General features: G+C 43.2%; 21 protein-coding genes and 1 tRNA gene. 17 read left to right on the top strand and 5 right to left on the bottom strand.

Features of this window, described 5'->3' with window-relative positions; all coding sequences use genetic code 11:
- Window positions 1-839: 839 nt before the first annotated feature.
- Window positions 840-1,781 (bottom strand): helix-turn-helix domain-containing protein, encoded by a 942-nt coding sequence (locus tag IDJ75_RS15025; RefSeq protein WP_224746618.1) that lies wholly within the window; start codon window positions 1,779-1,781, stop codon window positions 840-842.
- Between the two features lie 39 nt (window positions 1,782-1,820).
- The gene (locus IDJ75_RS15020; RefSeq protein WP_191176447.1) at window positions 1,821-2,669 is read right to left on the bottom strand and encodes an SDR family NAD(P)-dependent oxidoreductase; all 849 of its coding nucleotides are present in this window, start codon (window positions 2,667-2,669) and stop codon (window positions 1,821-1,823) included.
- A 440-nt stretch (window positions 2,670-3,109) separates the two neighbouring features.
- Here IDJ75_RS15020 and IDJ75_RS15015 point away from each other — a divergent pair, with 440 nt between their 5' ends.
- The 11 genes from IDJ75_RS15015 (at window position 3,110) to IDJ75_RS14965 (ending at window position 14,577) form a co-directional block, all read left to right on the top strand.
- Window positions 3,110-3,901: a PASTA domain-containing protein gene (locus IDJ75_RS15015; protein ID WP_191176446.1), complete on the top strand. Its 792-nt coding sequence runs from the start codon at window positions 3,110-3,112 to the stop codon at window positions 3,899-3,901.
- Entirely contained in the window at window positions 3,888-4,190 is a 303-nt protein-coding gene (locus tag IDJ75_RS15010; RefSeq protein WP_191176445.1) for a rhodanese-like domain-containing protein, read from the top strand. Before IDJ75_RS15015 ends, IDJ75_RS15010 begins: the two co-directional genes overlap by 14 nt.
- 24 nt (window positions 4,191-4,214) lie before the next feature.
- Complete coding sequence (gene mltG, locus IDJ75_RS15005) at window positions 4,215-5,234, top strand: endolytic transglycosylase MltG (protein WP_191176444.1); 1,020 nt, start codon at window positions 4,215-4,217, stop codon at window positions 5,232-5,234.
- Window positions 5,234-5,641 (top strand): acyl-CoA thioesterase, encoded by a 408-nt coding sequence (locus IDJ75_RS15000; RefSeq protein ID WP_191176443.1) that lies wholly within the window; start codon window positions 5,234-5,236, stop codon window positions 5,639-5,641. Before mltG ends, IDJ75_RS15000 begins: the two co-directional genes overlap by 1 nt.
- Before the next feature lie 11 nt (window positions 5,642-5,652).
- Window positions 5,653-6,633, top strand: a complete 981-nt coding sequence (locus IDJ75_RS14995) for a YihY/virulence factor BrkB family protein (RefSeq protein WP_191176442.1) — start codon at window positions 5,653-5,655, stop codon at window positions 6,631-6,633.
- Window positions 6,634-6,720: 87 nt separating this feature from the next.
- Window positions 6,721-6,805, top strand: a tRNA-Ser gene (locus tag IDJ75_RS14990).
- A 390-nt stretch (window positions 6,806-7,195) separates the two neighbouring features.
- Window positions 7,196-7,588, top strand: a complete 393-nt coding sequence (locus IDJ75_RS14985) for a hypothetical protein (protein WP_191176441.1) — start codon at window positions 7,196-7,198, stop codon at window positions 7,586-7,588.
- 105 nt (window positions 7,589-7,693) lie between these two features.
- Window positions 7,694-8,827 (top strand): efflux RND transporter periplasmic adaptor subunit, encoded by a 1,134-nt coding sequence (locus IDJ75_RS14980; protein ID WP_191176440.1) that lies wholly within the window; start codon window positions 7,694-7,696, stop codon window positions 8,825-8,827.
- Between the two features lie 75 nt (window positions 8,828-8,902).
- Complete coding sequence (locus IDJ75_RS14975; RefSeq protein WP_191176439.1) at window positions 8,903-12,061, top strand: efflux RND transporter permease subunit; 3,159 nt, start codon at window positions 8,903-8,905, stop codon at window positions 12,059-12,061.
- Between the two features lie 7 nt (window positions 12,062-12,068).
- Window positions 12,069-13,514, top strand: coding sequence for a TolC family protein (locus IDJ75_RS14970; protein WP_191176438.1), 1,446 nt, complete (start codon window positions 12,069-12,071; stop codon window positions 13,512-13,514).
- Window positions 13,515-13,722: 208 nt separating this feature from the next.
- A complete protein-coding gene (locus tag IDJ75_RS14965) occupies window positions 13,723-14,577 on the top strand; it encodes a universal stress protein (protein ID WP_191176437.1) in 855 nt (284 codons plus the stop codon).
- Between the two features lie 233 nt (window positions 14,578-14,810).
- Here the strand turns inward: IDJ75_RS14965 and IDJ75_RS14960 are convergent, their stop codons facing one another.
- Window positions 14,811-16,247, bottom strand: coding sequence for an MBL fold metallo-hydrolase RNA specificity domain-containing protein (locus IDJ75_RS14960; RefSeq protein ID WP_224746617.1), 1,437 nt, complete (start codon window positions 16,245-16,247; stop codon window positions 14,811-14,813).
- Window positions 16,248-16,390: 143 nt separating this feature from the next.
- Between IDJ75_RS14960 and IDJ75_RS14955 the strand changes: the two genes are divergently transcribed.
- From IDJ75_RS14955 to IDJ75_RS14930, 6 genes are all read left to right on the top strand, one after another.
- Window positions 16,391-16,822, top strand: a complete 432-nt coding sequence (locus tag IDJ75_RS14955; protein WP_191176436.1) for an Hsp20/alpha crystallin family protein — start codon at window positions 16,391-16,393, stop codon at window positions 16,820-16,822.
- A 53-nt stretch (window positions 16,823-16,875) separates the two neighbouring features.
- Entirely contained in the window at window positions 16,876-19,290 is a 2,415-nt protein-coding gene (ppsA, locus tag IDJ75_RS14950; RefSeq protein WP_191176435.1) for a phosphoenolpyruvate synthase, read from the top strand.
- Complete coding sequence (locus IDJ75_RS14945; protein ID WP_191176434.1) at window positions 19,290-19,913, top strand: HdeD family acid-resistance protein; 624 nt, start codon at window positions 19,290-19,292, stop codon at window positions 19,911-19,913. Before ppsA ends, IDJ75_RS14945 begins: the two co-directional genes overlap by 1 nt.
- Before the next feature lie 198 nt (window positions 19,914-20,111).
- Window positions 20,112-20,882, top strand: a complete 771-nt coding sequence (locus tag IDJ75_RS14940; RefSeq protein ID WP_191176433.1) for an MlaE family ABC transporter permease — start codon at window positions 20,112-20,114, stop codon at window positions 20,880-20,882.
- Between the two features lie 7 nt (window positions 20,883-20,889).
- Window positions 20,890-21,660, top strand: a complete 771-nt coding sequence (locus IDJ75_RS14935; protein ID WP_191176432.1) for an ABC transporter ATP-binding protein — start codon at window positions 20,890-20,892, stop codon at window positions 21,658-21,660.
- Window positions 21,661-21,665: 5 nt separating this feature from the next.
- Window positions 21,666-22,658 carry an MlaD family protein gene (locus IDJ75_RS14930; protein ID WP_191176431.1) on the top strand — a complete coding sequence of 331 codons (993 nt, stop codon included), beginning with the start codon at window positions 21,666-21,668 and terminating at the stop codon, window positions 22,656-22,658.
- A 3-nt stretch (window positions 22,659-22,661) separates the two neighbouring features.
- On the opposite strand, the gene IDJ75_RS14925 is transcribed toward IDJ75_RS14930, so the two are convergent.
- Together IDJ75_RS14925 and IDJ75_RS14920 are read right to left on the bottom strand one after the other, a co-directional pair.
- Window positions 22,662-23,783: an ABC transporter permease gene (locus IDJ75_RS14925; RefSeq protein WP_191176430.1), complete on the bottom strand. Its 1,122-nt coding sequence runs from the start codon at window positions 23,781-23,783 to the stop codon at window positions 22,662-22,664.
- Entirely contained in the window at window positions 23,780-24,886 is a 1,107-nt protein-coding gene (locus IDJ75_RS14920) for an ABC transporter permease (protein ID WP_191176429.1), read from the bottom strand. The genes IDJ75_RS14925 and IDJ75_RS14920 overlap by 4 nt, the downstream gene beginning before the upstream one ends.
- Between the last annotated feature and the right edge of the window lie 10 nt (window positions 24,887-24,896).

Genomic DNA, 24,896 nt, shown 5'->3' with positions numbered 1-24,896 from the left:
TTACAAGAAGCCAATGCACTTAAACAATCAGTATTTCCTAAAAAGATTGTAGAATGTGCGCTGCAGCAATAGTAATCATCGGTACCGGAAGTCCCCTCACAGTTCGGATTTACTCCGTCGAAAGGCCCACCCGGTTACGTAATCTACTTAATACAATCTTTATCTCAGCTCGCTGAGTTTCATAAATTTCGACATAAATAAAAATTTTATAATTAGTTTATCTTTGCCGTAACCACGCCCCGGCAATTTTGGCTGCATGTATTTTTAAAGTGCATGCTCCTTTACTTTCGCGAGAAGTTTCTTTATTGCTATACCCTCAGGTATTTAATATATCATTACAGGATGGGCGTGGCTTTTTATAAGCTACATCAAATGCTAAAAAAATTTCATTAATATATTGTTGAAGTGCGTTTGCCGCACTGGGTTGCCCGTTGTTAAAGATGCCAAACAGGCATCAGTGGAGATACGAAAGGTTGACATAGGTTTTATTACTTAGTGTTATAAACCTATTTATTAAAAAGCAAGAAACCTATAACTATTTTAAAATCACGTAGTTTTACGTGGTTTTTTGATACTATTTTTCAAGCAAAACCCAACAATCCAGCAACCTGGTATAGCGTTGCTCGTGCGAGAAAAACAGGAATTCTTCGGTGCGCGTTTGGTACTTCTTTTATCCTGCTGGCACACGACCCCACAAAAGGAATTACAAGCCTGGGCGGATACGCTGCTTTTGGCGCCTTTTATTACCTGCTTGCCGCATTCCGCTTGTCGAAAGCAGTAAAAAAGATTGCTTCCGCATAACTTAAATACGCCTATCACGCCTGCCGGGGAATGGACTGTTAATTAAAAGACCTCCGAAACTCCAGCGGCGACAGGTTGGTTTTTGTTTTGAACAGCTTACTGAACGATTGCGGATGCTCGAACCCCAGCTGATAGGCAACCTCACTTACCGATAGGCTGGTAGTAGACAAGCTTTCTTTCGCCTTTTCGATAAGCTTTTGGTGGATATGCTGCTGCGCGTTTTGCCCGGTGAGCGAGCGCAGCATATCGCTCAAATAACTTGGCGACAGGTTCAGTTTTTCGGCAAGATAATGAACCGTTGGGATGCCTGCGCTGAGGGATCTTTCATCTGCGAAATAGGTTTCCAAAACACCTTCCAGTTGTTGCAGCAGGTTACTGCTTACAGCCTTACGGGTAATAAACTGCCGTTTATAAAAACGATCGGCGTAGGTTAGCAAAAGTCCAATCTGAGAAATGATCACATCGTGGCTAAGGTCGTCTATCCTGCTGTTCAATTCTTCGTCTATCATCTTAAAAACGGAAATAATAGTTTCCTTTTCCTGGTCAGACAGGTGCAGGCCTTCATTGGCTGTGTACGAGAAAAAGCCATACTGTTTTACCTTCTTAGCCAGCGAATAACCTAAAAAGTAATCAGGATGGATGAGCAAGGTATATTGGGAACATACTACCTCCCCGTTTTCTACACTACCCATTACCTGGCCGGGCGAAGCAAACAGCAGGCCGCCTGCATCAAAATCATAATAACCCTGGCCATACTTTAATTTGCCGCCAAGTTTTGGCTTGTATGATATTTTATAAAACCCAAGTACATGCTGTTGCGATGATTGGTGCAGCCCGGGCCAGGCAGGCGCCCCGTTGATCATGCTGATTAATGGATGCTTTGGCTGAGGCAAACCAAAAACCCTGTGGGCATCAGAGAGTGTTTCAAATTTAAGCGGGCTTTTCTCGTCTTTCTTCATTTCAATAACAAATATAACCATAACCGGCAACCAATTTAGTTGCCGGTTATAATGGGTTCTTTATTTAGCTACGCCCTGGGCCGAGCTGGAAACGGCATCCCATTGCTCCCACAGGGCCAAACGTTCTTCATAAGCGCCACGTGTCCATGCCAGGTTATGACTGCCCAGATTGAACCGAAGCGGCGGGTTTTCGGCATCAACAACCTGGAATAGTGCTTGCGGCGTGGCCTCGGGGTCGCCCCTTTCCAAATTCCTTAAATTTCCGAAAAACTGCTCTTTATAATCGGCATAAATATCCATGCCGGGCGCAAATTTCAATGATTCCTGGCTGCCAAATTCGGTAGCATACGCGCCGGGCTCAATAATGGTTACTTTGATGCCAAAATCTTTAACCTCTGCCGCCAGGCTTTCGTGTATAGCCTCGAACGCCCATTTTGATGAGCAGTAGTAGCCAATTACCGGCAATACTACATGGCCAAGGTTACTGGATGTACCCAAAATGTGGCCACTACCCTGCTTACGCAATAAAGGTAAAGCCGCCTGTATAACGGCAAGTGTGCCAAAAATATTGGTTTCATACATCGCTTTAACATCGTCGGCACTCGCTTCCTCAATAGTACCTACCAGGGAATAGCCTGCATTATTCAGTACAATATCCAGCCTGCCGAAGTGTGCGTGAGCCTGTTCTACCGCTGCTTTTGCCTGCCCGGGTTTGGTTACATCGAGTTCCAGCGTCAGCACGTTTTCGCCGTATTTGTCTTGCAGGTCGGCAATGCTTGCCAAATTGCGTGCGGTTGCAGCAACTTTATCCCCACGTTTAAGCGCGGCATCGGCCCAAACTCGGCCAAACCCACGTGAAGCGCCTGTAATGAACCAAACCTTATTTGAATTTTCTTTTTGTTGTGTCATGATCTCTTATGTTTAAATAACACAACAAAGGTGGGCAAGCGTGGTTACCTGTTTGTAGCCTAATTGAGGGATTTTGTAGTCGAAATGAGGGAGCGTCTTTTATGACTAATTTATTTCGGCACCTCTTATGCTTTGTGTACGCTAATAATCGGCCGCTCAATTGCCGCGGGAGGGTTGTTATTTTTCGCTTAATAAAACCGAACACCGGCTGTAAAGTTTCCATATTAGGTTGCAGCGGATACTGGCCCCTCGCCTAAGGTCCGTTCAGTATCAACGAATAGACCGGGCCGCAGGCAACGCCATAACAACTGAATATATACCCTTAAAACCGCCCTCCAACCATCAATAATTTCTATTCCACATCATTCAAGTCCCAAATCGCAAATCTAAAATCTGAAATTAAATCCCTATGTTTGAAACTAAATTTCCTTATAAAACGAATGAGTAATTTTTGGGCATATTTAAAAACCAGGCAATTCAGAAACACCATCCTTTTGGTGATAGCTACCATCATCGGCATTGTTTTAATAGCCTTTTTCAGCCTTAGCTCTTACACCCGCCATGGCCAGGGCATACAGGTGCCCGTGCTTAAAGGCCTTAATGTAGACAAAGCAATGGAACTGCTGAAAGAGCAGGGTTTTAGCTATAAAATTGATTCGGTTTACGTGCCCGACCAGGCTCCCGGCACTATTTTAGAACAAGACCCGGATGCCGGTACAAACGTTAAAGAGAACCGTACCATATACTTAACCATGGTTACGCAACTGGCACCACCTGTTGCCCTGCCCGACCTGATAACCGAGCAAAGTATTTACCGCGAAGCGGTGGCCACCCTATCAAACTACGGCCTTAAGGTTGGCGATACCTCCTACCGGTCGGACATTGCCCGCGACCGTGTGCTGGAGGTGCGCTTTGGCGGCCAGATCATAAAACCGGGAACCAAAATACCAAAAGGCTCCAAGCTTGACCTAGTGCTGGGTAATGGCGAAGGTGCAAGCGAGGTGGATATCCCCGAGTTGCTAAACCTTGACCTGGATGCCGCAAGGTTCTCTATAAAAGGTGCAGGCTTAACCGTTGGTACCATAACTTACGAGGGCTCGATAACCGATTCTACCAACGTAGTGGTGGTTTCACAATCGCCTATGCGGAGCGATTCGTTAAGTAAAACCAGCATCGGCACGCGTATTAACCTTACGGTATCACAAGGCAAACCAAGTAATGTTCCAAATTGATGCGGCAACATTGCAGCAACGCATACACAACGGCGAAACTTTAAACCTGCTTGATGTTAGGGAGGCTATTGAATACCATACCTTTAATATTGGCGGGCAAAACATGCCGGTTGGTAAGCTTAAACAGAATATTAACAGCATTTTTTACAACAAAACCGACGAGATAATCGTTATTTGCAGTGCAGGTATCCGCAGCGAAACCGCGCTGGCCATTTTAGCAGAGGCCGGATTTACCCACGTGGTAAATTTTAAAGGCGGACTGAAAGCCCTGCAAAAACTAAACAGATAAAAACAACACCCCTCATAACCTTATATGAAAAAATTTTGGATAGCGCTGGTGGTCATCATCGTATTATCATTAGCCGGCACCGGCATATTTTATTACCTGCGCTTTTTTGGCCCAAATGTTACCGATAAGCAGGAATACCTGTACATCAAAACAGGATCGACCCTTAAAGATGTATTTAAAACTATAAATGAGCAAGGTATAGTGAAGGATACTACATCATTTCTGCAATCGGCACAAAGCATGAAATATGTGAAGGTTAAACCGGGCAAGTATCGCCTTAAAAGCGGCATGAGCAACCGCAATTTCATCAATATGCTAAAATCGGGCAACCAGGAACCGGTAACCCTGGCGTTTCATAACATCAGGCTGAAGGACCAGTTTGCCGGGTTTGTGTCTAAAAAGATAGAGGCTGATTCTGTTTCGATAATCCGCTTGCTTGATTCGGCAAAATTTGCAGAACAGTACGGTTTTACTACCGATAATATTTACACGGTATTTATCCCTAACTCGTATCAGCTTTACTGGAACACATCGCCCGAGAAATTCTTTAAGCGCATGTATGCCAACTATGAAAAGTTTTGGACGCCCGGGCGTAAACAAAAAGCTGCGGAACTGAAATTGACCCCACAAGAGGTATCTGTTTTAGCATCTATTGTTGATGCTGAGGCCTTACATGATGATGAAATGCCTTTAATTGCAGGCCTTTACCTAAACCGCCTTAACAAAGGCATGAAGCTGCAGTCAGACCCTACCGTGATATTTGCGGTAAATGATTTTACAATTAAACGCGTGCTTAACCGCGACTTAATGACAAATTCGCCGTACAATACATATATGTATAAAGGCTTGCCCCCCGGCCCCATCATGATGCCGTCGGTAAATGCCATTAACGCTGTACTTGATTACAAGAAGACTGATTACCTTTACATGTGTGCAAAAGCAGATTTTAGCGGCTACCATGCCTTTGCTACTAACGAGGCCGAGCACAGAGTTAATGCCAAGGCATTTCAGCAAGCCCTTAACGACAGGAATATTAAACGCTAATGTTTGAGAATGCTACCAAACTAAGGGTGCGCTACGGCGAAACCGACCAAATGGGCTACATGTACTATGGCAACTATGCCGAGTTTTTTGAAGTAGGCCGTGTAGAGATGCTGCGCAGCCTGGGCTTAACATACAGCGGCATGGAAGCATCGGGCATTATGATGCCGGTGCTTGAGCTGAAATGTAAATACCTTAAACCCGCCCGGTACGATGAGGAAATTACCATCAACGTAATTATGGATAAGATGCCGGGGGTTAAGATCCATTTCAGGTACGAATTGTTTAACGAAAAGCAGGAACTGATACATATTGGCGAAACACTACTGGCCTTCATCAACATGAAGAGCAACCGCCCCTGCCTGCCCCCTGCCGATTTTATGGAAAAACTAAAGCCTTTTTTTGAGTAATTTTAGCCATAATGAAATGGGCCCATCGATTTTTACTGCATTTTAAGTTTTACCAGTTTATTACCGACTGGGCCAAAACGGTTTACATCCCCGGCTTTAGGCCCTTGCCACTTTACACGGTTATCGTTTTTTTTATACTGGAGATCCAGAAAACATCGCTGGCTAACCGTGCGGCGGCCCTGGCTTATAACTTTATGCTTGCGCTTTTCCCGGCCATTATATTTTTATTTACCCTGATAGCTTACATACCTATAAAAGGTTTTCAGAAAAGCCTGCTGGACCTTTTTGCTTTAATAATGCCCTCAAACGCCTATAATGCTTTCCATGATACCATTTTTGATATAATTGCACGCCAAAACGGCAAACTGCTTTCTATTGGTTTTATAACAGCTTTGTACTTTGCCACCAACGGCGTAAGTAATTTAATGCAGGCCTTTAATAAATCATCGCTGATACTTGAAACACGCAGCTGGCTTAAAAGGCGCTTTATAGCCCTTGTGTTAACAATTGTTATAAGCGTGGCGCTGCTTATAGCCATTGTTATTATGATAGCGGGGCAATGGGTTATAGGGTTTATAAAGGACGAACTCAATAGCGAAGCCAGATTTTGGTTCTGGCTCATCGCTTTTTCGCGGTGGCTTATTATACTGGTAATATTTTTTACAAGCATTTGCATACTGTACCGTTACGGCCCGTCAAACAAGCAAAAATGGAAATTTATTAACCCCGGTTCTATCCTGGCCACCTCGCTGGCGATATTAACTTCAGTAGGGTTTACATATTACACCAACAACTTCTCATCATACAACACTGTTTATGGCGCAATAGGTACGCTCATTGTGGTGATGATATACATGTACCTAAACTCCATGATATTGCTCATTGGCTTTGAATTAAACGCCAGTGTTGACCTTTCAAAGCGCACCATTCGCATCTCAAAACCGCGTTTCAACACCTTCCGAAGCAAAAAAACAGACGATTTGGGTAAATAACCCAATGACTACCAACCGCTTACAATTAATTAAAAAAAAGTTAACATGAAGTTTGGCAATTCGCCCCGGATTTGTACTTTTGTCCCCGGAGAGCTGGCAGAGTGGTCGATTGCGGCAGTCTTGAAAACTGTTGACTGTAACAGGTCCTGGGGTTCGAATCCCTAGCTCTCCGCAGAAAATACAAAGCCCTGTAAATTAAATATTTACAGGGCTTTTTTAATTATATTACCTTCCAAAACTCTATCTAATCGCAAACCCCTGTTGCGTCCTTCAAAAATCAACCACTAAAAAAATAAAAAGACGCAATGAAGGTTTGTAAAACATCACTTTTACGCCGTTGGCATCTTGTTGTACAGCAGACACAAACGTACTTTTGTTTAATTTTATATTAATATTTTCACCAAAATATCAGTGCCTTTATAAAAGGTAGTGCTTTATATCTCACCATCCTTTAGGTGTAGATATTTGACAACATAGCAATAGTTGTAATTTAAAATATGATATAAAAAACCATATTTTATTAAAACTTTTGTTTTAAGTTTGTTGTATTGTTAATAATAGCATGTTAAAAAGGGGCTTAAATACAGTTATTTGCATTTGGATAATAAATTCAATTGTATATTTCCACGCCCTAAATCCGTTTGCAGCAAACGGTATAAATTGTGATGTGCCCGGTGGTAAATGTATCGTATCAAGCACGTTAATTGATTCGATAATTGATATAGGTGAAAGCCTTTTTAACGATCAAGACCATGACCACGACCATAAAATAGCAACAAAGTGCAGATACCTGGTTTCCCGTAATATCAGCACTTCTGTTCCGGCTCCCTTCAATACTATTTTTGACTTTACAGGGGTATCTTATAAAATACTCAATACCATAAAAAATACTGCTTTTGCAAAAGCATCTCTCCCCAAATACTACAGTTTCCTGTTTAGGTTAAGCCCGTTTTAATTTTTTTTTTGATAAGCACGCATTTACGCTGAGTAAAGCGAAATTCTTTATGATGTGCACCATCAAAATGGTGCATGATGTTGAATATTATACCATCAAAAAAAAATGAAAAAATATAAATACGCAGGCTTGTTGCTGCCTGCTATAGTTGCGCTATTTGTCACGGGTTGCTCGTCGACAGCCAAAGATTCAAAAACCGAAAAATTACAAGAGCTGCCGGTCATTACATTAACAACACGCGACACGGTTATTGAAAAGCCTTATGTAGCCGATATCCAGGCCATCAAAAATGTAGAGATCCGCAACCGGGTAAGAGGTTTTTTAGAACATATTTATGTTGACGAAGGCAAATTCGTAAAACGGGGACAACCTTTATTTAAAATTAACGACAGGGAATTTAAAGTTAAGCTCAACCAGGCCAAGGCTGCTTTAAGTAATGCATTAGCAGATGCGAAGGCCACAGAGTTAGAACTTGGCCGTGTTAAAATGCTGGTTGAAAAAAAAGTAATATCAAAATCTGAGCTTGATGTTGCCCAATCAAAATTAAACGCTGTTGAAGCAACAGTGGCAGAAAGCCGCAGCATGGTGCAAAGCGCACAGGACCACCTGGAGTACACCCTTGTACGCGCCCCTTTTGATGGTATTATTGACAGGATACCGCTTAAAGCTGGTAGCTTAATAGACGAAGGCACACTGCTTACCAGCCTTTCAGATATCAGTTCCATGTATGCCTACTTCAGTTTTCCCGAAAACGAGTACCTGCAATATGTGCGCAACCTTAAAACTGCACCCGGCAAAACCAGCAACAAGGTAAAACTGGTACTGGCCGATGGTTTGGACTTTGCCCAGCAAGGTGATATTGAAACAGTAGAGAGCGAGATAGAACAAAGTACAGGCTCGATAAACTTCAGGGCTCGCTTTCCCAACCCGCAAGGCTTATTAAGGCACGGCGCTACCGGTAAGATCTATATCTCTACCCGGGCCGATAGTGTTGTTATGGTTCCGCAGCAATCCGTTTTTGATATACAAGACAAGAGTTATGTTTATGTACTTGATAAAAATAACAAATTGCACATGCAATCTTTCATACCGCTAATCCGCGTATCACACTATTACATTGTTAAAGAAGGGCTTAATGCCGGTGATCAGGTTTTGTTTGAAGGTACGCAGAATGTTAACGATGGAATGGTGATCAAACCCAAACCGCTCAAACCGGCTACCCGCTTAGCCATGCAATAATTGCAGCCTGTTTAATTAAATGTTGGCGCTTTGAAAAGCGCCACGGTTTAGTGTATACCAAATTTCCAATCATTTATGTTCGAGACCTTTATAAAGCGGCCTGTGCTGTCGCTTGTTATATCTTTAATTATTACCCTGTTGGGCGTACTGGCGCTTTTAACCCTACCCGTTACCCAATTCCCCGATATTGTACCACCATCGGTAACAGTTACCGCCAATTACACAGGCGCTAATGCAGAAGTGTGTGCAAAAGCCGTTGCCACACCTTTGGAACGGGCTATAAACGGCGTACCCGGCATGACCTATATGTCTACCGTGTGCAGTAATGACGGGCTTACAGTTATCCAGATCTATTTTAATGTTGGCGTTGATCCGGACCAGGCCGCCGTAAACGTACAAAACCGTGTATCAACCATTATAGATGAAATGCCCGAGGAAGTGATAAAAGCGGGCGTTACTACCGAAAAAGAAGTGAATAGTATGCTGATGTACCTCAACATTATGAGTGAAGACAAAGGCATGGATGAAAAATTCATCTACAATTTTACCGATATCAACGTATTGCAGGAACTTAAGCGTATTGATGGTGTTGGCCGCGCCGAGATCATGGGCGCAAAAGAATACTCCATGCGGGTATGGCTTAAGCCCGACCGCATGACAGCCTACAAGGTATCAGCTGATGAGGTAATTGCAGCTATCCGGGCGCAAAACGTGGAAGCGGCCCCCGGTAAAACAGGGCAAAGCTCGGATAAAGCACCGCAGCTACTGCAATATGTACTGCGCTATCCCGGAAAATTCTTTGAGCCCAAACAGTACGAGAATATCGTGATAAGAGCAGAAGAAGGGTCTGTTTTAAAACTAAAGCAGATCGCCGATGTTGAATTTGGGTCACTAACTTATAGTATGGTGTCAAATACAGATGGCAGGCCCTCCGCCTCCATCATGATCAAACAACGTCCCGGCTCAAATGCCCGCGATGTGATCAATAACATCAAAACACGCATGGCCGAGTTAAAAAAGAGCTCGTTCCCTGCCGGCATGAACTATAATGTAAACTATGATGTTTCCCGCTTTTTAGACGCCTCTATCCATGAAGTATTACGTACACTTGTTGAGGCTTTTATCCTGGTTTTTATAGTGGTATATATTTTTCTTCAGGATTTCCGCTCCACCCTCATACCAGCTTTGGCAGTACCTGTGGCCCTCATAGGTTCGTTGTTTTTTATGCAAATGCTGGGGTTTTCAATAAATCTGCTTACCCTGTTTGCTTTAGTACTGGCCATAGGTATTGTTGTTGATAATGCCATTGTTGTTGTGGAGGCTGTACACGTTAAAATGTCTGAACAGCACATGAACGCCATGGACGCCACCATCAGCGCTATGAAAGAGATCAGCGGTGCCATTGTAGCAATTACCCTGGTCATGTCGGCAGTGTTTGTGCCGGTAGCTTTCATGTCAGGCCCGGTGGGGGTTTTTTACAGGCAGTTTTCGTTAACACTGGCTATCTCTATCGTTATATCGGGCGTAAATGCGCTTACGCTTACACCGGCTTTATGTGCCCTTATGCTGAAACACAACCCAATGCCTAAAAAAATGAGCAGGGTGCAACGTTTTTTTGCAGGGTTTAATAACAAATATAACAAGTTACAAAACAGGTATTCGGGATTGATGACGTGGCTGTCGCCGCGCAAGGGTTTAACCATTGCCATACTGATTGTTTTTTTTGCTTTAACATGGGGTTTTAGTGTTATACTCCCAACTGGCTTTATCCCAACGGAAGACCAGGGCATGCTGTACGTAAACGTAACCACACCAGCCGGCGCTACCGTTGAACGTACCGAAAAAGTATTAGCCGAGATAGAACGCAGAACAAGATCGAACAAAGCCATAGAATCGGTTTCAACCTTGTCTGGCTATAGCCTGGTTAACGAAGTTGCCGGGGCATCATACGGCATGGCTATGATCAACCTGAAGCCATGGGACGAACGCAAGCAATCCTTAACTGATATTGTTGCCGACCTGGAAAGCAAAACCCGTAATATAGGCGATGCCTCTATCCAATATTTCCCGCCGCCAACAGTGCCTGGCTTTGGTAACTCCAGCGGTTTTGAGATCAGAATGCTTGACCGCAGTGGCCGTGGCGATCTGCAAAAGGCTTCCGAGGTCACCAAAAACTTTGTAAAAGCCTTGAATAATGCACCCGAAATATCAGGCGCTTTTACCAGTTTCGACCCAAATTTTCCGCAGTACATGATATCGGTAGACCAGCAAACAGCAGCGCTTAAAGGTATAACTATTGATAAAGCAATGTCGACCCTGCAAACCTTAATGGGTAGTTTTTATGCCTCAAACTTTATCCGTTTCGGGCAAATGTACAAAGTAATGGTACAGGCCTCGCCCGAGTACAGGTCCAAACCGGAAGATGTGCTGAACCTGCAGGTTAAGAATGATAAGGGAGAAATGGTTCCATTCTCTACTTTTATAAAAATGACACGCGTTTTTGGCCCCGAGCAGTTAACGCGTTATAATATGTACACATCAGCCATGATAACCGGCGATGCAGCAGCCGGGTATAGCAGCGGTGATGCCATTAAAGCTATAGAACGCGTTGCGGGCGAAACGTTGCCAAAAGGCTTTGCCTTTGAATGGTCGGGCATGACCCGTGAGCAGATCCTGTCGGGCAACCAGGCCATATTTATTTTCGCTATTTGCCTGGTATTTGTTTACCTGCTATTGGCGGCACAATACGAGAGCTTTCTGTTGCCTTTGCCGGTGATACTTTCCCTGCCTACAGGGATATTCGGTGCATTCTTTTTCCTGAAGATAACAGGCTTAGAGAATAATATTTACGCGCAGGTTGCCTTGGTTATGCTGATAGGATTGTTAGGTAAAAATGCAATCCTCATCGTAGAGTTTGCTATCCAAAGGCAAAAAGAGGGTGCAACCATACTTAAGGCTGCCATAGAAGGAGCGGTATCCCGTTTACGCCCCATACTCATGACATCGCTGGCATTTATTGCCGGGTTGATACCCTTATGTATAGCCGATGGCGCAGGCGCACTGGGTAACCGCTCTATTGGTACAGCATCTGCAGGCGGGATGTTGATGGGCACCATATTTGGGTTGATACTCATTCCCGGCCTTTATGTGGTTTTTGCAGGAATAGCTGCCCGAAAAAAAGCAAAAACAGAAGAACCCTTAACCGAACCAGAAGTAGAATTTTTTAATAAATAGAATAAACATGACGCTTAAAAAAGCAAAATCATATACGCTAATAGCAGGCATAGCGCTGGTACTTACAGCCGGTTGCAAAAGCTACCAGACTGTAGTTACCAAAGCTGATGTACACCTGCCCGACACTTTTATAAACAGCCGCGATACCCTATCTGTTGCGGCCCTCCCTATCAAACAATTTTTCTCAGACCAACGGCTCATCAATTTGATAGATAGCGCGTTAACCAATAACTACGATATGCTATCGGCTATGCAGCGAATAGAGGTTGCGCGGGCCAATCTGCGTTTTAATGCCTCTAAACTTTTGCCCCAGGTAAGCATAGCCGCAAATGCGGGTGTAGAAAAATATGGAGACTATACCCAAAACGGAGTGGGTAATTATGATACAAACCTATCGCCAAATGTTAGCGGCAATAAGCGTATCCCCAACCCGGTGCCCAACTATTTCCTGGGGTTTCAAAGCTCATGGGAGGTTGACCTTTGGGGCAAGCTCAATAATCAAAAAAAAGCTGCCTTTGCCCGTTTCCTGGCTACCCAAAGTGGCTATAAATTGGTGGTAACATCGCTTACAGCACAAATAGCCAACCTCTATTACCAGCTTATGGCATCTGATACCGAACTGGCTATCATCAAAAAGAATATTGCTTTACAGGAAAATGCACTGGAAATAGTAAAAATACAGAAACTTGGCGGCCGCGCTACCGAACTTGCCGTACAGCAATTTCAGGCGCAGCTTTTGCGAACCAAAGGGTTGCAATACACTACCGTACAGCAAATAAAAGAAACGGAAAATCAGCTTAATTTTTTAACCGGCAAATACAGCGGTACAATCCCACGTGATACATCGATAACTGCCGCTACCTTGCCTTTGGCTTTATCTGCAGGGGTACCATCACAAATGCTGCTTAACCGCCCTGATATCCACGCTGCCGAACTGGAGCTAACAGCCCTGAACGCCGACATTAAGGCTGCAAGAGCTAATTTTTTACCTTCGTTAAACTTAACGCCTTATGTAGGTTACAATGCTTTCAGGGCGGGTTTATTGTTTAACCCGGGCTCATTTACTTACGGCATACTGGGCGGGTTAACAGCCCCACTGTTTAACCGGAAAGCACTAAAAGCAGATTATGCACGTACCATTGCTGAAGGTAAGATCGCGGTTTACAACTATCAAAAGGCTATATTATCGGGTTTCCAGGAAATCACAAATAATTTAAACGGGATAGAAAACTATCGGCATGCTTATCAGCTTAAGCAGCAGGAACTGCACTCGCTGCAAAGCGCTTTATCCGTAGCAAACGATCTGTACGTTGTAGGTCGGGCAAATTATCTCGAAATAATAACGGCGCAACGTAGTGTGCTCGATGCTGAACTTGAACTGGCAAATATCAAGCGTAATATGCTGTTAAGCGCGGTTAATTTATATCAGTCTGCAGGCGGTGGCTGGCGATAGATATTAAACATTTCATTGTGGAGGGGGCGGTTCAGTTACAGATCGCCCTTTTTCATTATTTCAGAACGACGCCCTGGTCAACACGATATACCTGTGCGCAGGCCGGACATTTCAAATACTGATACAGATCATTTATTAATCAATACATTCTTCCAACATTTGATCAAATGAAAAGCAGGCTTAACACATCACTGTTAAAAACATCATTATGAAACAAATTTTGGTTCTTACAGATTTTTCGGACAATGCCGAACATGCCGCCAAAAATGCGGTACAGCTTAGTAAAAAACTCCATACCGGTTTGCTGCTTTACCACGCTTATGAAATGATGGCTATTGATCCATATTATGCGAGTTTACCTTATTCCCCTCCCCTGTATGCTTCAGAGGGTGAAGAACAACTTAAACTATTAACTGAAACATTAAAAAAAAATGATGCGGAACCTGAAGCGGACAGCCCGGTAAACATTCAGTGTATGATAGGAGAAGGAGATTTAGGCAAAAACGTAAAAGAGATAATCAATGAAAAAAATATAGCATTTGTTGTAATGGGGTCTAGTTCAGGCAGTGCGTTCGACCACTTGTTAGAAGGCCAGGAAACACTTAAAGTTATCAACAAATCGAGCCTTCCGGTACTAATTATACCTTCACATACCGATCTGAAAGAGGTAAAAAAAGTCGTTTTCGCTACAAACTATGAAAAAAATGACATTAATGCACTTACCTGCCTGGCAGACCTGGCGCGAACAATTGGATTTACAATTGATATTATACACATTGATGTATACAAATCAAAAGAACCCGACCTGTTAAGTGAAATTGTATTTAAACGATATGTAAATGGCCTAAATTTTAACGGAATCAGTTATCACGATATTAAAGGCAAGGATGTAGTGACCCGTCTAAACAGCTTTTGCAAAACTTCGGGTGCAGATATTTTGGCTATGGTACATTATCACCAGGATTTCTTTTCACAGCTTTTTGGAGCATCCAATGCTAAAAAAGAGCTTGCCCATCAACAAAAAGCCCTGTTCATTTTCCCTCCCAATTTTATTTCAGAGTAGGTTGTTTATGAATAACACTGTGGTCAGTATAATTATGCAATTAGTAATTAATTGAACATAAAAAAACGGAACCGGTGTTTCCGGTTCCGTAATGTCGCCATCAACGGCATAAAGCCCATGCTGCGAAACATTTACCGAAACAGGAATAAATTCCATCCATCGGTTACCCAAAATTACACTCCAATAGATTGCATCACAGGAATTCGGATCAGTTATTTTAGTGATTCTGGTCATTACTGGCCTATAGTAAACAAAAACTCTCTCTGAAACTCCTTCATTAAAATCACCTTTAGCTTCAATTCGTCCTGTATCTTTATTCGTAATGATTCTTGTGCGCAGGGTTCGCCATGCACCAGGAATACCAGGGGCTGCGATTTTGCAAACTGGCCCACCCAACCCAGCAGTTCTGTCTGATCGGCATGAGCAGACAAGCCCTCTATTTCTCTGATCTGGGCCTTCACAGGATAGTATTGGCCATGTATCTTGATTTCGTGCCCCTGATTAAGCAGAGCCCTGCCGCGTGTACCCTCTGCCTGAAACCCAATAAGCAGAATCGTATTACGGGCATCGCCTAAATAATGCTTGAGGTACTCCAGCACACGGCCGCCGGTTAGCATACCACTGGCTGCCATGATGATCTTGCTGCCACTCCGGCGGATAATCTTCTCTGTGTTTTTATAATCATGGTTAATAGTTACTCCGCTGAACATCCGCGCACATTCCTTCTCGTCAATAGTGAACCATTCCGGATAATGCTGTAATACCTTACCTGCTGATGCAGCCATCGGGCTATCCAAATATTCGGGGATGAGCGCCGGTATTTGTTTCTGTTGTTTCAGATGATAGATCAGGTGCATAACCTCCTGTGCCCGGCCAACGGCAAAACAGGGAATCAATATGTTGCCCTTATTAAAAATAGTATCATTAATTACCAGCGCCAGTTCCTGGCCTGTGTTGGTTTGCGCATGTAACCGGTCGCCGTAAGTTGATTCCATCACAACAAAATCAGCATCCTGCAAAGCCTCGGGCGCCGGTAATAATTCAGAATGCTGGCGGCCAATATCGCCTGAAAAAACAATTTTTTTTCCATAACAGTTAATCTTAACCGAGCATGCTCCGGCTATATGACCGCTCGGATGTAAACTGAAGCTAATTTGCTCGTTTAAGCTTATCACGGTACGTATTTCAGAAACTTTAAAATAAGCCAGTGCTGTTTCCACATCCTTTACTGTATAAAGCGCCTCGGCAGGATGGTGTTTGGTATAACCATGCCTGTTAGCTTTTTCGGCATCTTCTTCCTGTAGTTTGGCACAGTCACGCAATATCAATTCAGTCAAATCCCGGGTTGGCTGGCTCATATAAATATTTTTACGGTAACCATTTTTTACCAGTAAAGGAATATAACCACAATGATCCAGATGCGCATGCGTCAATATCACTGCATCAATTTCGCCCGGGTTAACCGGTGGCCTTTCCCAGTTCTTTTCACGTAAAGCCTTTACACCCTGGAACAAACCGCAATCAACCAAAATATTTAGGCCGGGGGTAATCAGTAAATGTTTTGAACCTGTTACGGTGCCAGCTGCGCCGAGAGATTGCAAGTAAACAGCCATTTTGTTAAAATCTTCGGGCTTTGGGGTTGGCAACAGGTTATCAGTGAGGTCTTCCATGAGTTTGTTATTTGATAATCTTTAAAGATAACCCCTTGTGGTGTCAAACTAACTGACCAGTATCACTATCGCCAGTGATGAGCATCATAACCCTCTTCTGTCATTGTACCGAGATTTGAATTATTAACCAATAAAATTAAGCTATGGCAACTTTAGTTAAATCTCACCACACTCCTTCTTTAAGATCAATGATGGAAGACTTTCGGAACAAAGACCGCTTTTTTGATAAACTTTTTGTAGACGGCGAATTGCTGCCGGCGGTAAATATCCGTGAAACAAAAAACTACTACAAACTTGATGTTGCTGTTCCCGGCTTTAAAAAGGATAATTTTAATATTACTACTGAAGATGGTATGCTCACTATAAGCGCCGAAACAAGCAAGGAAGAGAAAGAAGAAAAAGAAAATTATACCCGCCAGGAATTTTCATGCTCTTCTTTTACCCGCAGTTTTAAATTACCTGACAATGTGGAAGAAGATCATATCAGTGCCAATTACCAAAACGGCCTGCTTCAACTTGAGCTTAAAAAGTCAGGTAAAAACACCAGTTCTAAAAAACAAATAAAGATAGACTAAACAGAGAGCCAAGCTGCCGGCCCGCAAGGCGGATAACCTATAAACAATCAATAATGGAAACTTTCATAAAAAAATTCAGCGAAACCGGTATCAGCGACATTGCTGAAGTAGGCGGTAAAAACGCCTCTTTAGGTGAAATGTTTACCTGTCTTGCCGGTAAAGGGATCGGCATACCCGACGGGTATTCTATTACCGTAAGCGGCTTTCGGTATTTTACCCGCTTCAACGGACTGGATGCATCATTAAAAAAATTGATGGGTGGGCTGGACAGGGAAAATTTCTCAAACCTGGCTAAAACAGGTGCTAAAGCAAGAAAACTGATTATGGATGGTTTAATGCCAGTTGACTTACAAATGGCCATTATTGATGCCTACGATTATCTTTTTGACCGATCGGAACAAGAGGTTGCTGTGCGGAGCAGCGCTACAGCCGAAGACTTGCCCGGCGCAAGCTTTGCGGGGCAGCATGAGTCTTATCTGAATATTAAAGGCCATCAGGCGCTTGTTTCCGCAGTTAAACAATGTTTTGCCTCGCTATACACAGACAGGGCGATTAAGTACCGCGAAGATATGGGGTTTGACCACAGCAAGGTTTTCCTGTCTGTAGGCATTCAGCGAATGGTGCGTTCAGATATCGGCTGCTCGGGCGTCGGCTTTACCCTTGAACCCGAATCCGGGTTTCGGGATATAGTGCATATTGCCGGTGTTTGGGGTTTGGGAGAAAATATTGTTCAGGGCACTGTAACCCCGGATGAGTTTCTGGTATTTAAACCCTCTTTAAAAAACAAATTCAGATCCATTATCCAAAAAAACCTGGGGAGCAAAAGTAAAACGATGATTTATGGCGATGCAGCCGACAAAATGCACCCCACTGTAAATAAAGATACCCCCTGGGAACTTAGGGAGAGATTTGTTTTAAGTGATAAAGAGATTGAACAATTAGCCAATTGGGCACTCATCATTGAAGAGCATTATGGCAAACCAATGGATTTTGAATGGGCCAAGGACGGGAACGACCACCAGCTATATATCACACAGGCCCGGCCCGAAACAGTGCACAGCCAGGAAAAAAAGATATTTGTAAAAACATGTGCGATCATCGAAAAAGGTGAAGTAATAACTAGCGGTGAAGCGATTGGCAGCATGATCACCACCGGGGTCGCCCGCCTGTTAAGTTCCCCTGAGCAGGTAGACAGGTTGAATGAGGGCGATATATTGGTTACCGATATGACCAGCCCGGACTGGGACCCTATTTTGAAAAAGGTTGCAGGTATTGTAACCAATAAAGGTGGTAGAACCAGCCATGCCGCGATCATTGCCCGCGAACTGGGTGTAGTGGCCATTGTAGGTAGCGAAAAAGCCACCTCATCAATTAAAGAAGGAGAACAAATTACAATCAGTTGTGCTGAGGGTAAAAACGGACATGTGTATCGCGGAAAGTTAAACTGGAAAGAAACCGTTACAGATGTAAGCCAAATCCACCTACCTGAAACCGTTAAAGCACAGCTAATTATAGGCGAGCCTGAAAAGGCATTTCAACTCTCTTTTTTTCCTAATAACGGTGTAGGTTTAATGCGGTTGGAGTTTATCATTAATAACTATGTTCGGATCCACCCCATGGCCCTGGTCAAATTCCGGGATGTTACAGATGAAATGGATCGGATCAGGATAGAAAACCTCACACGCTCCTACCCAAAAAAGGAACAATATTTTATAGATAAACTGGCTGAAGGTGTAGCTACTATCGCCGCCGCCTTTTATCCTAAAGAAGTGATTGTTCGAATGAGCGATTTCAAAACAAATGAATATGCCAACCTGATAGGCGGAAAATATTTCGAACCGGAGGAAGAGAACCCGATGATCGGCTTCAGAGGCGCTTCCAGGTATTATAATGACCGTTACCGTGATGGATTCAGGCTAGAATGCGAAGCAATGAAAGTAGTAAGAAATGAAATGGGTTTAACCAATGTAAAACTCATGATTCCATTTTGCCGTACGGTAGCTGAAGGTAAAAAAGTAGTTGATTTAATGGAAACTTACGGCCTTAAACGAGGGGAAAATGGCCTTCAGGTTTTTGTTATGGCAGAAATACCGGCTAACGTATTGCTGGCTGAAGAATTTGCCGGGATATTTGATGGCTTTTCGATTGGCTCAAATGACCTTACCCAGTTAACACTGGGTATCGATCGTGACTCTGCACTGATTGCCGACTTGTTTGACGAGCAAAATGCAGCCAGCAAGCAACTAATTGTAATGATGATAGAAAAAGCTAACGGGCTCCATAAAAAGGTTGGTTTATGCGGCCAGGCGGCCAGTGACTCTGAGAGCTTTACCCGATTATTGGTAGAAACCGGCATTGATAGCATATCCTTCAATCCTGACGCACTAATTACCGGGATCAAACGGATCAACCTTGCTTTAGCATCAGGAAAAATAGCCGGGGAAAATACCTGCTCTATAGCAAATTAATGTTAAAAAAAATGGAATATTCAGCACAAAACAAACCCGGGCCAATAGAAACCATAGTTTTTAAAACAGTAGGCCACACTACTGGCTACTGGTGGTTGTTACTGGCAGCAGGTATGCTGCTTATTACAGTTGGTATCTGGGTGATTAACGATCCTTTCCAATCGTACCTGGTATTGAGCTGGGTATTTGCCTTGGGGATGATAGGAACAGGCCTGGCTGATATTCTTTTCGGCTTGCTTAATCGCCATACCGGTCGCTGGATATGGTGGCTTTTGGCTGGTGTTGCCGATGTTGTAGTAGGTACTTTTTTATTTAACAATACCCTTATCACAATACTTCTTTTACCTGTTGTGGTTGGGTTATGGACGCTTTATAAGGGGCTAATGGCAATTGGAGACGCTTTCCATATTCGGTCTTATAAGCTTGGAAGCTGGCTACGCTTATTATTTACAGCGCTGACTGTAGTGCTCATGGCTCTGTTCCTATTGCTCTGCCCCGTCATCGGCATTCAAAATATATTCCTGATCAGTGGGTGTGCTTTTGTTGTGGCGGGCGTTTTCCGTGTTTATATGTCATTTAAGCTACGTAGCTTAAAGCGCCCCACAAAAAAATTCAAACAATAACTCAATTAGCAGGGCGAACAATGAGTTGCTAATAATTAAGTTTACTGCTATTCCTTATTATAACTGCATACTACTTTACCTGACCTGCATCAACAATTTAGATGAGCGGCGTCATTAAATCCCCCCACCCGCCCAATTACCTTTACAGGATCAAATAGTATTAATAAAATCACAGGTTAGAACCCTATCCATATTAGTATGGCCATAATAACAAGCATTAAGGTTTTTTTTGGGGAAACCGGTAATATAGCCCGGTTTACGGGCCGCTTTTTTTCAACCGGCCTTAAACCCAGGTTCGAGATCCGTGAATTATTGAGCCAATGCTATATCATCGGTTACAAATCACTACCCTTAATCGCCCTCACGGGCTTTATTATGGGCTTGGTACTAACCATGCAGCTGCGGCCCTCGCTGGTTGACTACGGAGTAGAGTCGCAGTTACCGGTGATGGTAGGTATTGCCATTGTACGGGAGATTGGACCAGTTATTACTGCATTGATATTCGCAGGGAAAATTGCCAGTAGTATTGGTGCCGAACTTGGTTCTATGAAGGTAACCGAGCAGATTGACGCCATGGAAGTAAGCGGCACTAACCCGTTTAAATACCTGGTTGCAACAAGAGTGTTGGCTACTACGCTAATGTTGCCTGTTTTAACCGTTATGGGCGACGCGATCTCATTGTTCGGCGCTTACCTCGGCGTTAATATCAAATCAGTAACCAGCTTTAAGTTGTTTTTTACCCAGGTATTCCATAGCCTTAGTTTCGGCGATGTATCACCAGCCTTTTTAAAAACATTTTTCTTTGGTTTTGCCGTAGGCGTCATCGGCTGTTATAAAGGTTATAATTCCAGCAAGGGCACTCGCGGTGTCGGCAGTTCAGCCAATTCAGCCGTGGTGCTATCATCTGTACTGATCTTTATCATCGACCTATTAGCTGTTCAGTTAACAGACCTGCTTGGTTTAAATTAGTTTCCCGATGAAAACAGAAAAGCATTTTATAACAGCCGATGAAAAAACCGAAACTCCGGTCATTATCATCGACCACCTTTATAAAAAATTCGGTAAAAATGTGGTTTTAAAGGACTTTAGCCTGACTGTTAAAAAGGAAGAAAATGTGGTGGTTTTGGGTAAATCAGGATCAGGAAAGTCGGTATTGATAAAATGTATCATTGGGCTTTTAAAGCCCGATAGCGGACGTATAGAGGTTTTTGGCAAAAACACACCTGAATTAGACCATGATGAGCTGGACAAGATCAGGGCAAAAATAGGTTTCCTGTTTCAGGGAAACGCCTTGTATGATTCGATGACCGTACGCGAGAACCTGGAGTTTCCACTACGAAGGCATTGGATCGATTTTTCGCAAAAAGAAGTGGATGCCCTGGTAATAGAAGCTTTAGAAAATGTAAACCTGGCCCATACGGTGGATATGATGCCCGAAGAGCTATCAGGCGGGATGCTTAAACGCGTAGCCCTTGCCCGAACTATGATATTAAAGCCGGATGTGATTTTATATGACGAACCAACAACCGGGCTTGACCCCGTTACTGCAAGAGAAATAGATAGCCTGATATTAAAACTCCAAAAGAAGTATCATACCTCCTCTATAATTATTACACACGATATGAATTGTGTTAAAAACACCGCAGACCGGGTTGCTTTATTATTAGATGGAAAATGCTATGCACAGGGTAAATACGAAGAATTTGAACAATCAGCAGATAAAAATATTAAACAGTTTTTTGAATAAATAATATGGCAAAACAGGGAGAAAATAATATAAGGCTTGGCGTATTCGTACTTACAGGATTGTTTGTACTAATACTTTCCTTCTATATGATAGGCAAAAACCACAATCTATTTGGAAGCGATTTTAAGATAAAGGCCCGCTTTGCAAACCTAAACGGACTTTCAGAAGGCAATAATGTTTTGTTTTCAGGAATACAGGCCGGTACCGTAAAAACAATCGAGATGATCAATGACACCACAATTGAGGTGACCTTACTAATTGATAACAAGGTACGCTCTTACATCCATAAAAATGCTATAGCCGCCATTGGAACCGAAGGCTTAATGGGGAATAAAATTGTTAATATTCTTCCTTCGAGAGCAGCAAGCCCGGCAGTAGCTGAAGGCGATATGCTGGCCGCTCAAAAAATAGTTAATACAGACGAGATGCTGCAAACCCTGTCTAAAACCAATAACAACATTGCCATCATATCTGATGCGATAAAAGGAACCGTACTCAAAATTAACGGCAGCGCCCTGATGGAGCTATTGAACGATAAAGATATAGGCACAAGCCTGAAGGCTTCATTACAACATATCAATAAAGCAACCGCTAATGCCACCGAAATAACAACGGGGCTTAATGGCCTTGTGGCCGGGCTTAAAAAAGGCAAAGGCAGCGCAGGTGTACTGCTTTCTGATACCGTTATGGCCGGCAACCTCCAAACCGCGGTTTTGAAGATCAGGAATGCAAGCGATAACGCAGATCATTTAACGATGCAACTGAATAACCTGGTGCGCACCCTGGATGAGCATTTGAATCAGGGCAACGGATCACTCCAGGTTCTTTTGCGCGATACAACTTTTGCCCAAAACCTTAAAGCAACCATGGATAACCTTCAGAAAGGAACAGACGGATTTAACCAGAATATGGAAGCGCTAAAACATAATTTCCTTTTCAGAGGCTATTTTAAAAGCCAGGAAAAAGCCAGGAAAAAACAAACAAATGCAAAACCATAAGGCTCATCCTGATCTTTTCCGATAATTCAGGATTGCCCACCCGTTAAAAAATACGGCAAAACCAATCAACGCCAAAATCTGGTATCTGATATCGGCAAGCCCGCTTCCCTTCAGCATAACCATCCTCATTACTTCAATAAAATAGGAAACCGGGTTAAACCTTGTGATCAGCTGCGCCCAGGCGGGCATACTTTCAATTGGTGTGTACAAACCGCTAAGCAGGTTAAATATCATTGTAACAAAAAAAGAAACCAACATAGATTGCTGCTGGGTTTGCGCATATGTGGATAAGAGTAAACCCAACCCAAGTATGGCCAGCAGGTAAATAGTGGCAAAAACATAAATAGTACTATAATGGCCCAGCGGCACAATACCATAAACCAGCCGGGCTATCAGTAGTCCTATGGTTAACACCAGTAGCGCCAGTAGCCAAAACGGGATGAGCTTACCTAAAATAAACTGCATCTTTTTGATGGGGCTCACATTGATCTGCTCAATAGTACCCATTTCTTTTTCTCTAACTATATTATTGGCCGCAAAAGAGGAACCGATCATAGTTACGAGCATCACTAAAATACCAGGAACCATAAAAACACGATAGTTCATATGAGGGTTATACCAGTCGGCCGAAGCGATTTCTATGGTCGGCTGTTCGTCAAAGCGCTGGGCCTGTATCCATTGCGTACGAACCTCCTGGTTGTAATTCTGTATAATACCCTGCAGGTAAGCCCCACCAAGCCCCGCCTTCACCCCGTTAACAGCATCTACGGCAACAAAAAGCGAAGACCGGTTGTCTTTAACAATATCCCTTTCAAAATGGGTTGGTATCTCCAGGATCAGGTCTGTACGGCCCGATTCAATAGCCTTTAGCCCTTGCGGAAAGGTGGCGCTGTAATCCTTAAGCCGGAAATAGCCCGATGAAACGATCTTATTTACCAACTGACGTGAATATTCACTGTGGTCATGGTCTACCACACCAAGATTAATGTTCTTGATCTCATAATCCGCAGCCAGTGGCAGAATCAATAACTGGATCATCGGCATGATAAATAATATCCTGATAATGGCCGGGTCGCGGTATATCTGGAGCAATTCCTTCCATAATAAAATCTTCAACATCCTCATGCCAACCTGATCTTAAATTTGTAAATACTAAAGCCCAGCAAGGCAGCAGTCATAGCTATCAGGATCAATGTTTCGCGCCACACTGCGGTAAATCCCAAACCTTTGATCATGACGTCTTTCACGATAATAAAATACCATTTGGCCGGCACCGCATTGGATATTACCTGCAATGGAACGGGCATATTTTCTATAGGGAACATAAAACCACTGAATAACAAAGTGGGGAGAAACAAACTCATCATGGAGGTAAACATGGCCATTTGTTGCGTTTTTGCAGTATTGGATATTAAAATACCTACCGAAAGAGAGGTGATGGTAAATAAAACACTCTCGGCGATAAGCAGGCCCAGGTTGCCTGCTATAGGCACCCTAAGCGCATACACACTTAACAAAAGAATACTGGCTATATTTACCATAGAAACCAGCAGGTATGGGATAGTCTTGGCAATAATGATACGGAACGGTTTTAAAGGAGATACCAGGATCACTTCCATTGTACCCATCTCCTTTTCTTTTACAATAGCGATCGAGGTCATCATTGCGCAAACCAGCATAAGCACCAGTGCCATAACACCCGGAACAAAATTGTAAGCACCTTTAAGTTCCGGATTATACAACATACGTACCTGGGTATTAATAGTATATGGCAAGGATCCGGTTGGCCTGAGCGTTTGTTGGTAATCATTAATAATTGCTGAAGCGTAGTTAGTAAGCGTGTTGGCCGTATTGGGGTCAGTAGCATCGGCAATAAGTTGTATCTGGGCATGGTTGCTATGTAACAGATCGTAGCGAAAGCCTTGCGGAAACACTACAGCCATCCTGATCTGGCCTTTACGAAAAGTAGCTTCGATATCCTGGTAGGAATATAAATTTTTAACTATGTTAAAATACTGGCTGGCCGCTATTTTGGTTGATATCGCCCGGGTCGCTTCATCCCGCGATTGATCAAATACGGCAATTTTAGCATTCTTTACTTCGTTGGTTAGCGCAAAACCATACAGTATTATTTGTATGATAGGCATAAACACCAGAATGAACAGTGTCCTGCGGTCGCGCCAGATATGGAGCCATTCCTTTTTCACAAAAATCAAAAACTGTTTCATGTCTAATATA

Origin of the sequence: Mucilaginibacter rigui, assembly GCF_014773275.1 — a bacterium.
Classification (GTDB): Bacteria; Bacteroidota; Bacteroidia; order Sphingobacteriales; family Sphingobacteriaceae; genus Mucilaginibacter; species Mucilaginibacter rigui_A.
Note: the sequence above shows the minus strand (reverse complement) of the source record. Positions and strands in the feature narration are given on the sequence as shown.

Bases quoted from the DNA above. Each gene is read 5' to 3' on its own strand.
- IDJ75_RS14935 (WP_191176432.1), top strand. From the start codon at position 20,890: ATGAAAACAGAAAAGCATTTTATAACAGCCGATGAAAAAACCGAAACT.
- IDJ75_RS14945 (WP_191176434.1), top strand. From the start codon at position 19,290: ATGTTAAAAAAAATGGAATATTCAGCACAAAACAAACCCGGGCCAATA.
- IDJ75_RS14975 (WP_191176439.1), top strand. From the start codon at position 8,903: ATGTTCGAGACCTTTATAAAGCGGCCTGTGCTGTCGCTTGTTATATCT.
- IDJ75_RS14930 (WP_191176431.1), top strand. From the start codon at position 21,666: ATGGCAAAACAGGGAGAAAATAATATAAGGCTTGGCGTATTCGTACTT.
- IDJ75_RS14995 (WP_191176442.1), top strand. From the start codon at position 5,653: ATGAAATGGGCCCATCGATTTTTACTGCATTTTAAGTTTTACCAGTTT.
- IDJ75_RS14960 (WP_224746617.1), bottom strand. From the start codon at position 16,247: ATGGAAGACCTCACTGATAACCTGTTGCCAACCCCAAAGCCCGAAGAT.
- IDJ75_RS14940 (WP_191176433.1), top strand. From the start codon at position 20,112: ATGGCCATAATAACAAGCATTAAGGTTTTTTTTGGGGAAACCGGTAAT.
- IDJ75_RS15020 (WP_191176447.1), bottom strand. From the start codon at position 2,669: ATGACACAACAAAAAGAAAATTCAAATAAGGTTTGGTTCATTACAGGC.
- IDJ75_RS14955 (WP_191176436.1), top strand. From the start codon at position 16,391: ATGGCAACTTTAGTTAAATCTCACCACACTCCTTCTTTAAGATCAATG.
- mltG (WP_191176444.1), top strand. From the start codon at position 4,215: ATGAAAAAATTTTGGATAGCGCTGGTGGTCATCATCGTATTATCATTA.
- IDJ75_RS14925 (WP_191176430.1), bottom strand. From the start codon at position 23,783: ATGAGGATGTTGAAGATTTTATTATGGAAGGAATTGCTCCAGATATAC.
- IDJ75_RS14985 (WP_191176441.1), top strand. From the start codon at position 7,196: ATGTTAAAAAGGGGCTTAAATACAGTTATTTGCATTTGGATAATAAAT.
- IDJ75_RS15000 (WP_191176443.1), top strand. From the start codon at position 5,234: ATGTTTGAGAATGCTACCAAACTAAGGGTGCGCTACGGCGAAACCGAC.
- IDJ75_RS15010 (WP_191176445.1), top strand. From the start codon at position 3,888: ATGTTCCAAATTGATGCGGCAACATTGCAGCAACGCATACACAACGGC.
- IDJ75_RS14920 (WP_191176429.1), bottom strand. From the start codon at position 24,886: ATGAAACAGTTTTTGATTTTTGTGAAAAAGGAATGGCTCCATATCTGG.
- ppsA (WP_191176435.1), top strand. From the start codon at position 16,876: ATGGAAACTTTCATAAAAAAATTCAGCGAAACCGGTATCAGCGACATT.
- IDJ75_RS15025 (WP_224746618.1), bottom strand. From the start codon at position 1,781: ATGGTTATATTTGTTATTGAAATGAAGAAAGACGAGAAAAGCCCGCTT.
- IDJ75_RS15015 (WP_191176446.1), top strand. From the start codon at position 3,110: ATGAGTAATTTTTGGGCATATTTAAAAACCAGGCAATTCAGAAACACC.
- IDJ75_RS14970 (WP_191176438.1), top strand. From the start codon at position 12,069: ATGACGCTTAAAAAAGCAAAATCATATACGCTAATAGCAGGCATAGCG.
- IDJ75_RS14965 (WP_191176437.1), top strand. From the start codon at position 13,723: ATGAAACAAATTTTGGTTCTTACAGATTTTTCGGACAATGCCGAACAT.
- IDJ75_RS14980 (WP_191176440.1), top strand. From the start codon at position 7,694: ATGAAAAAATATAAATACGCAGGCTTGTTGCTGCCTGCTATAGTTGCG.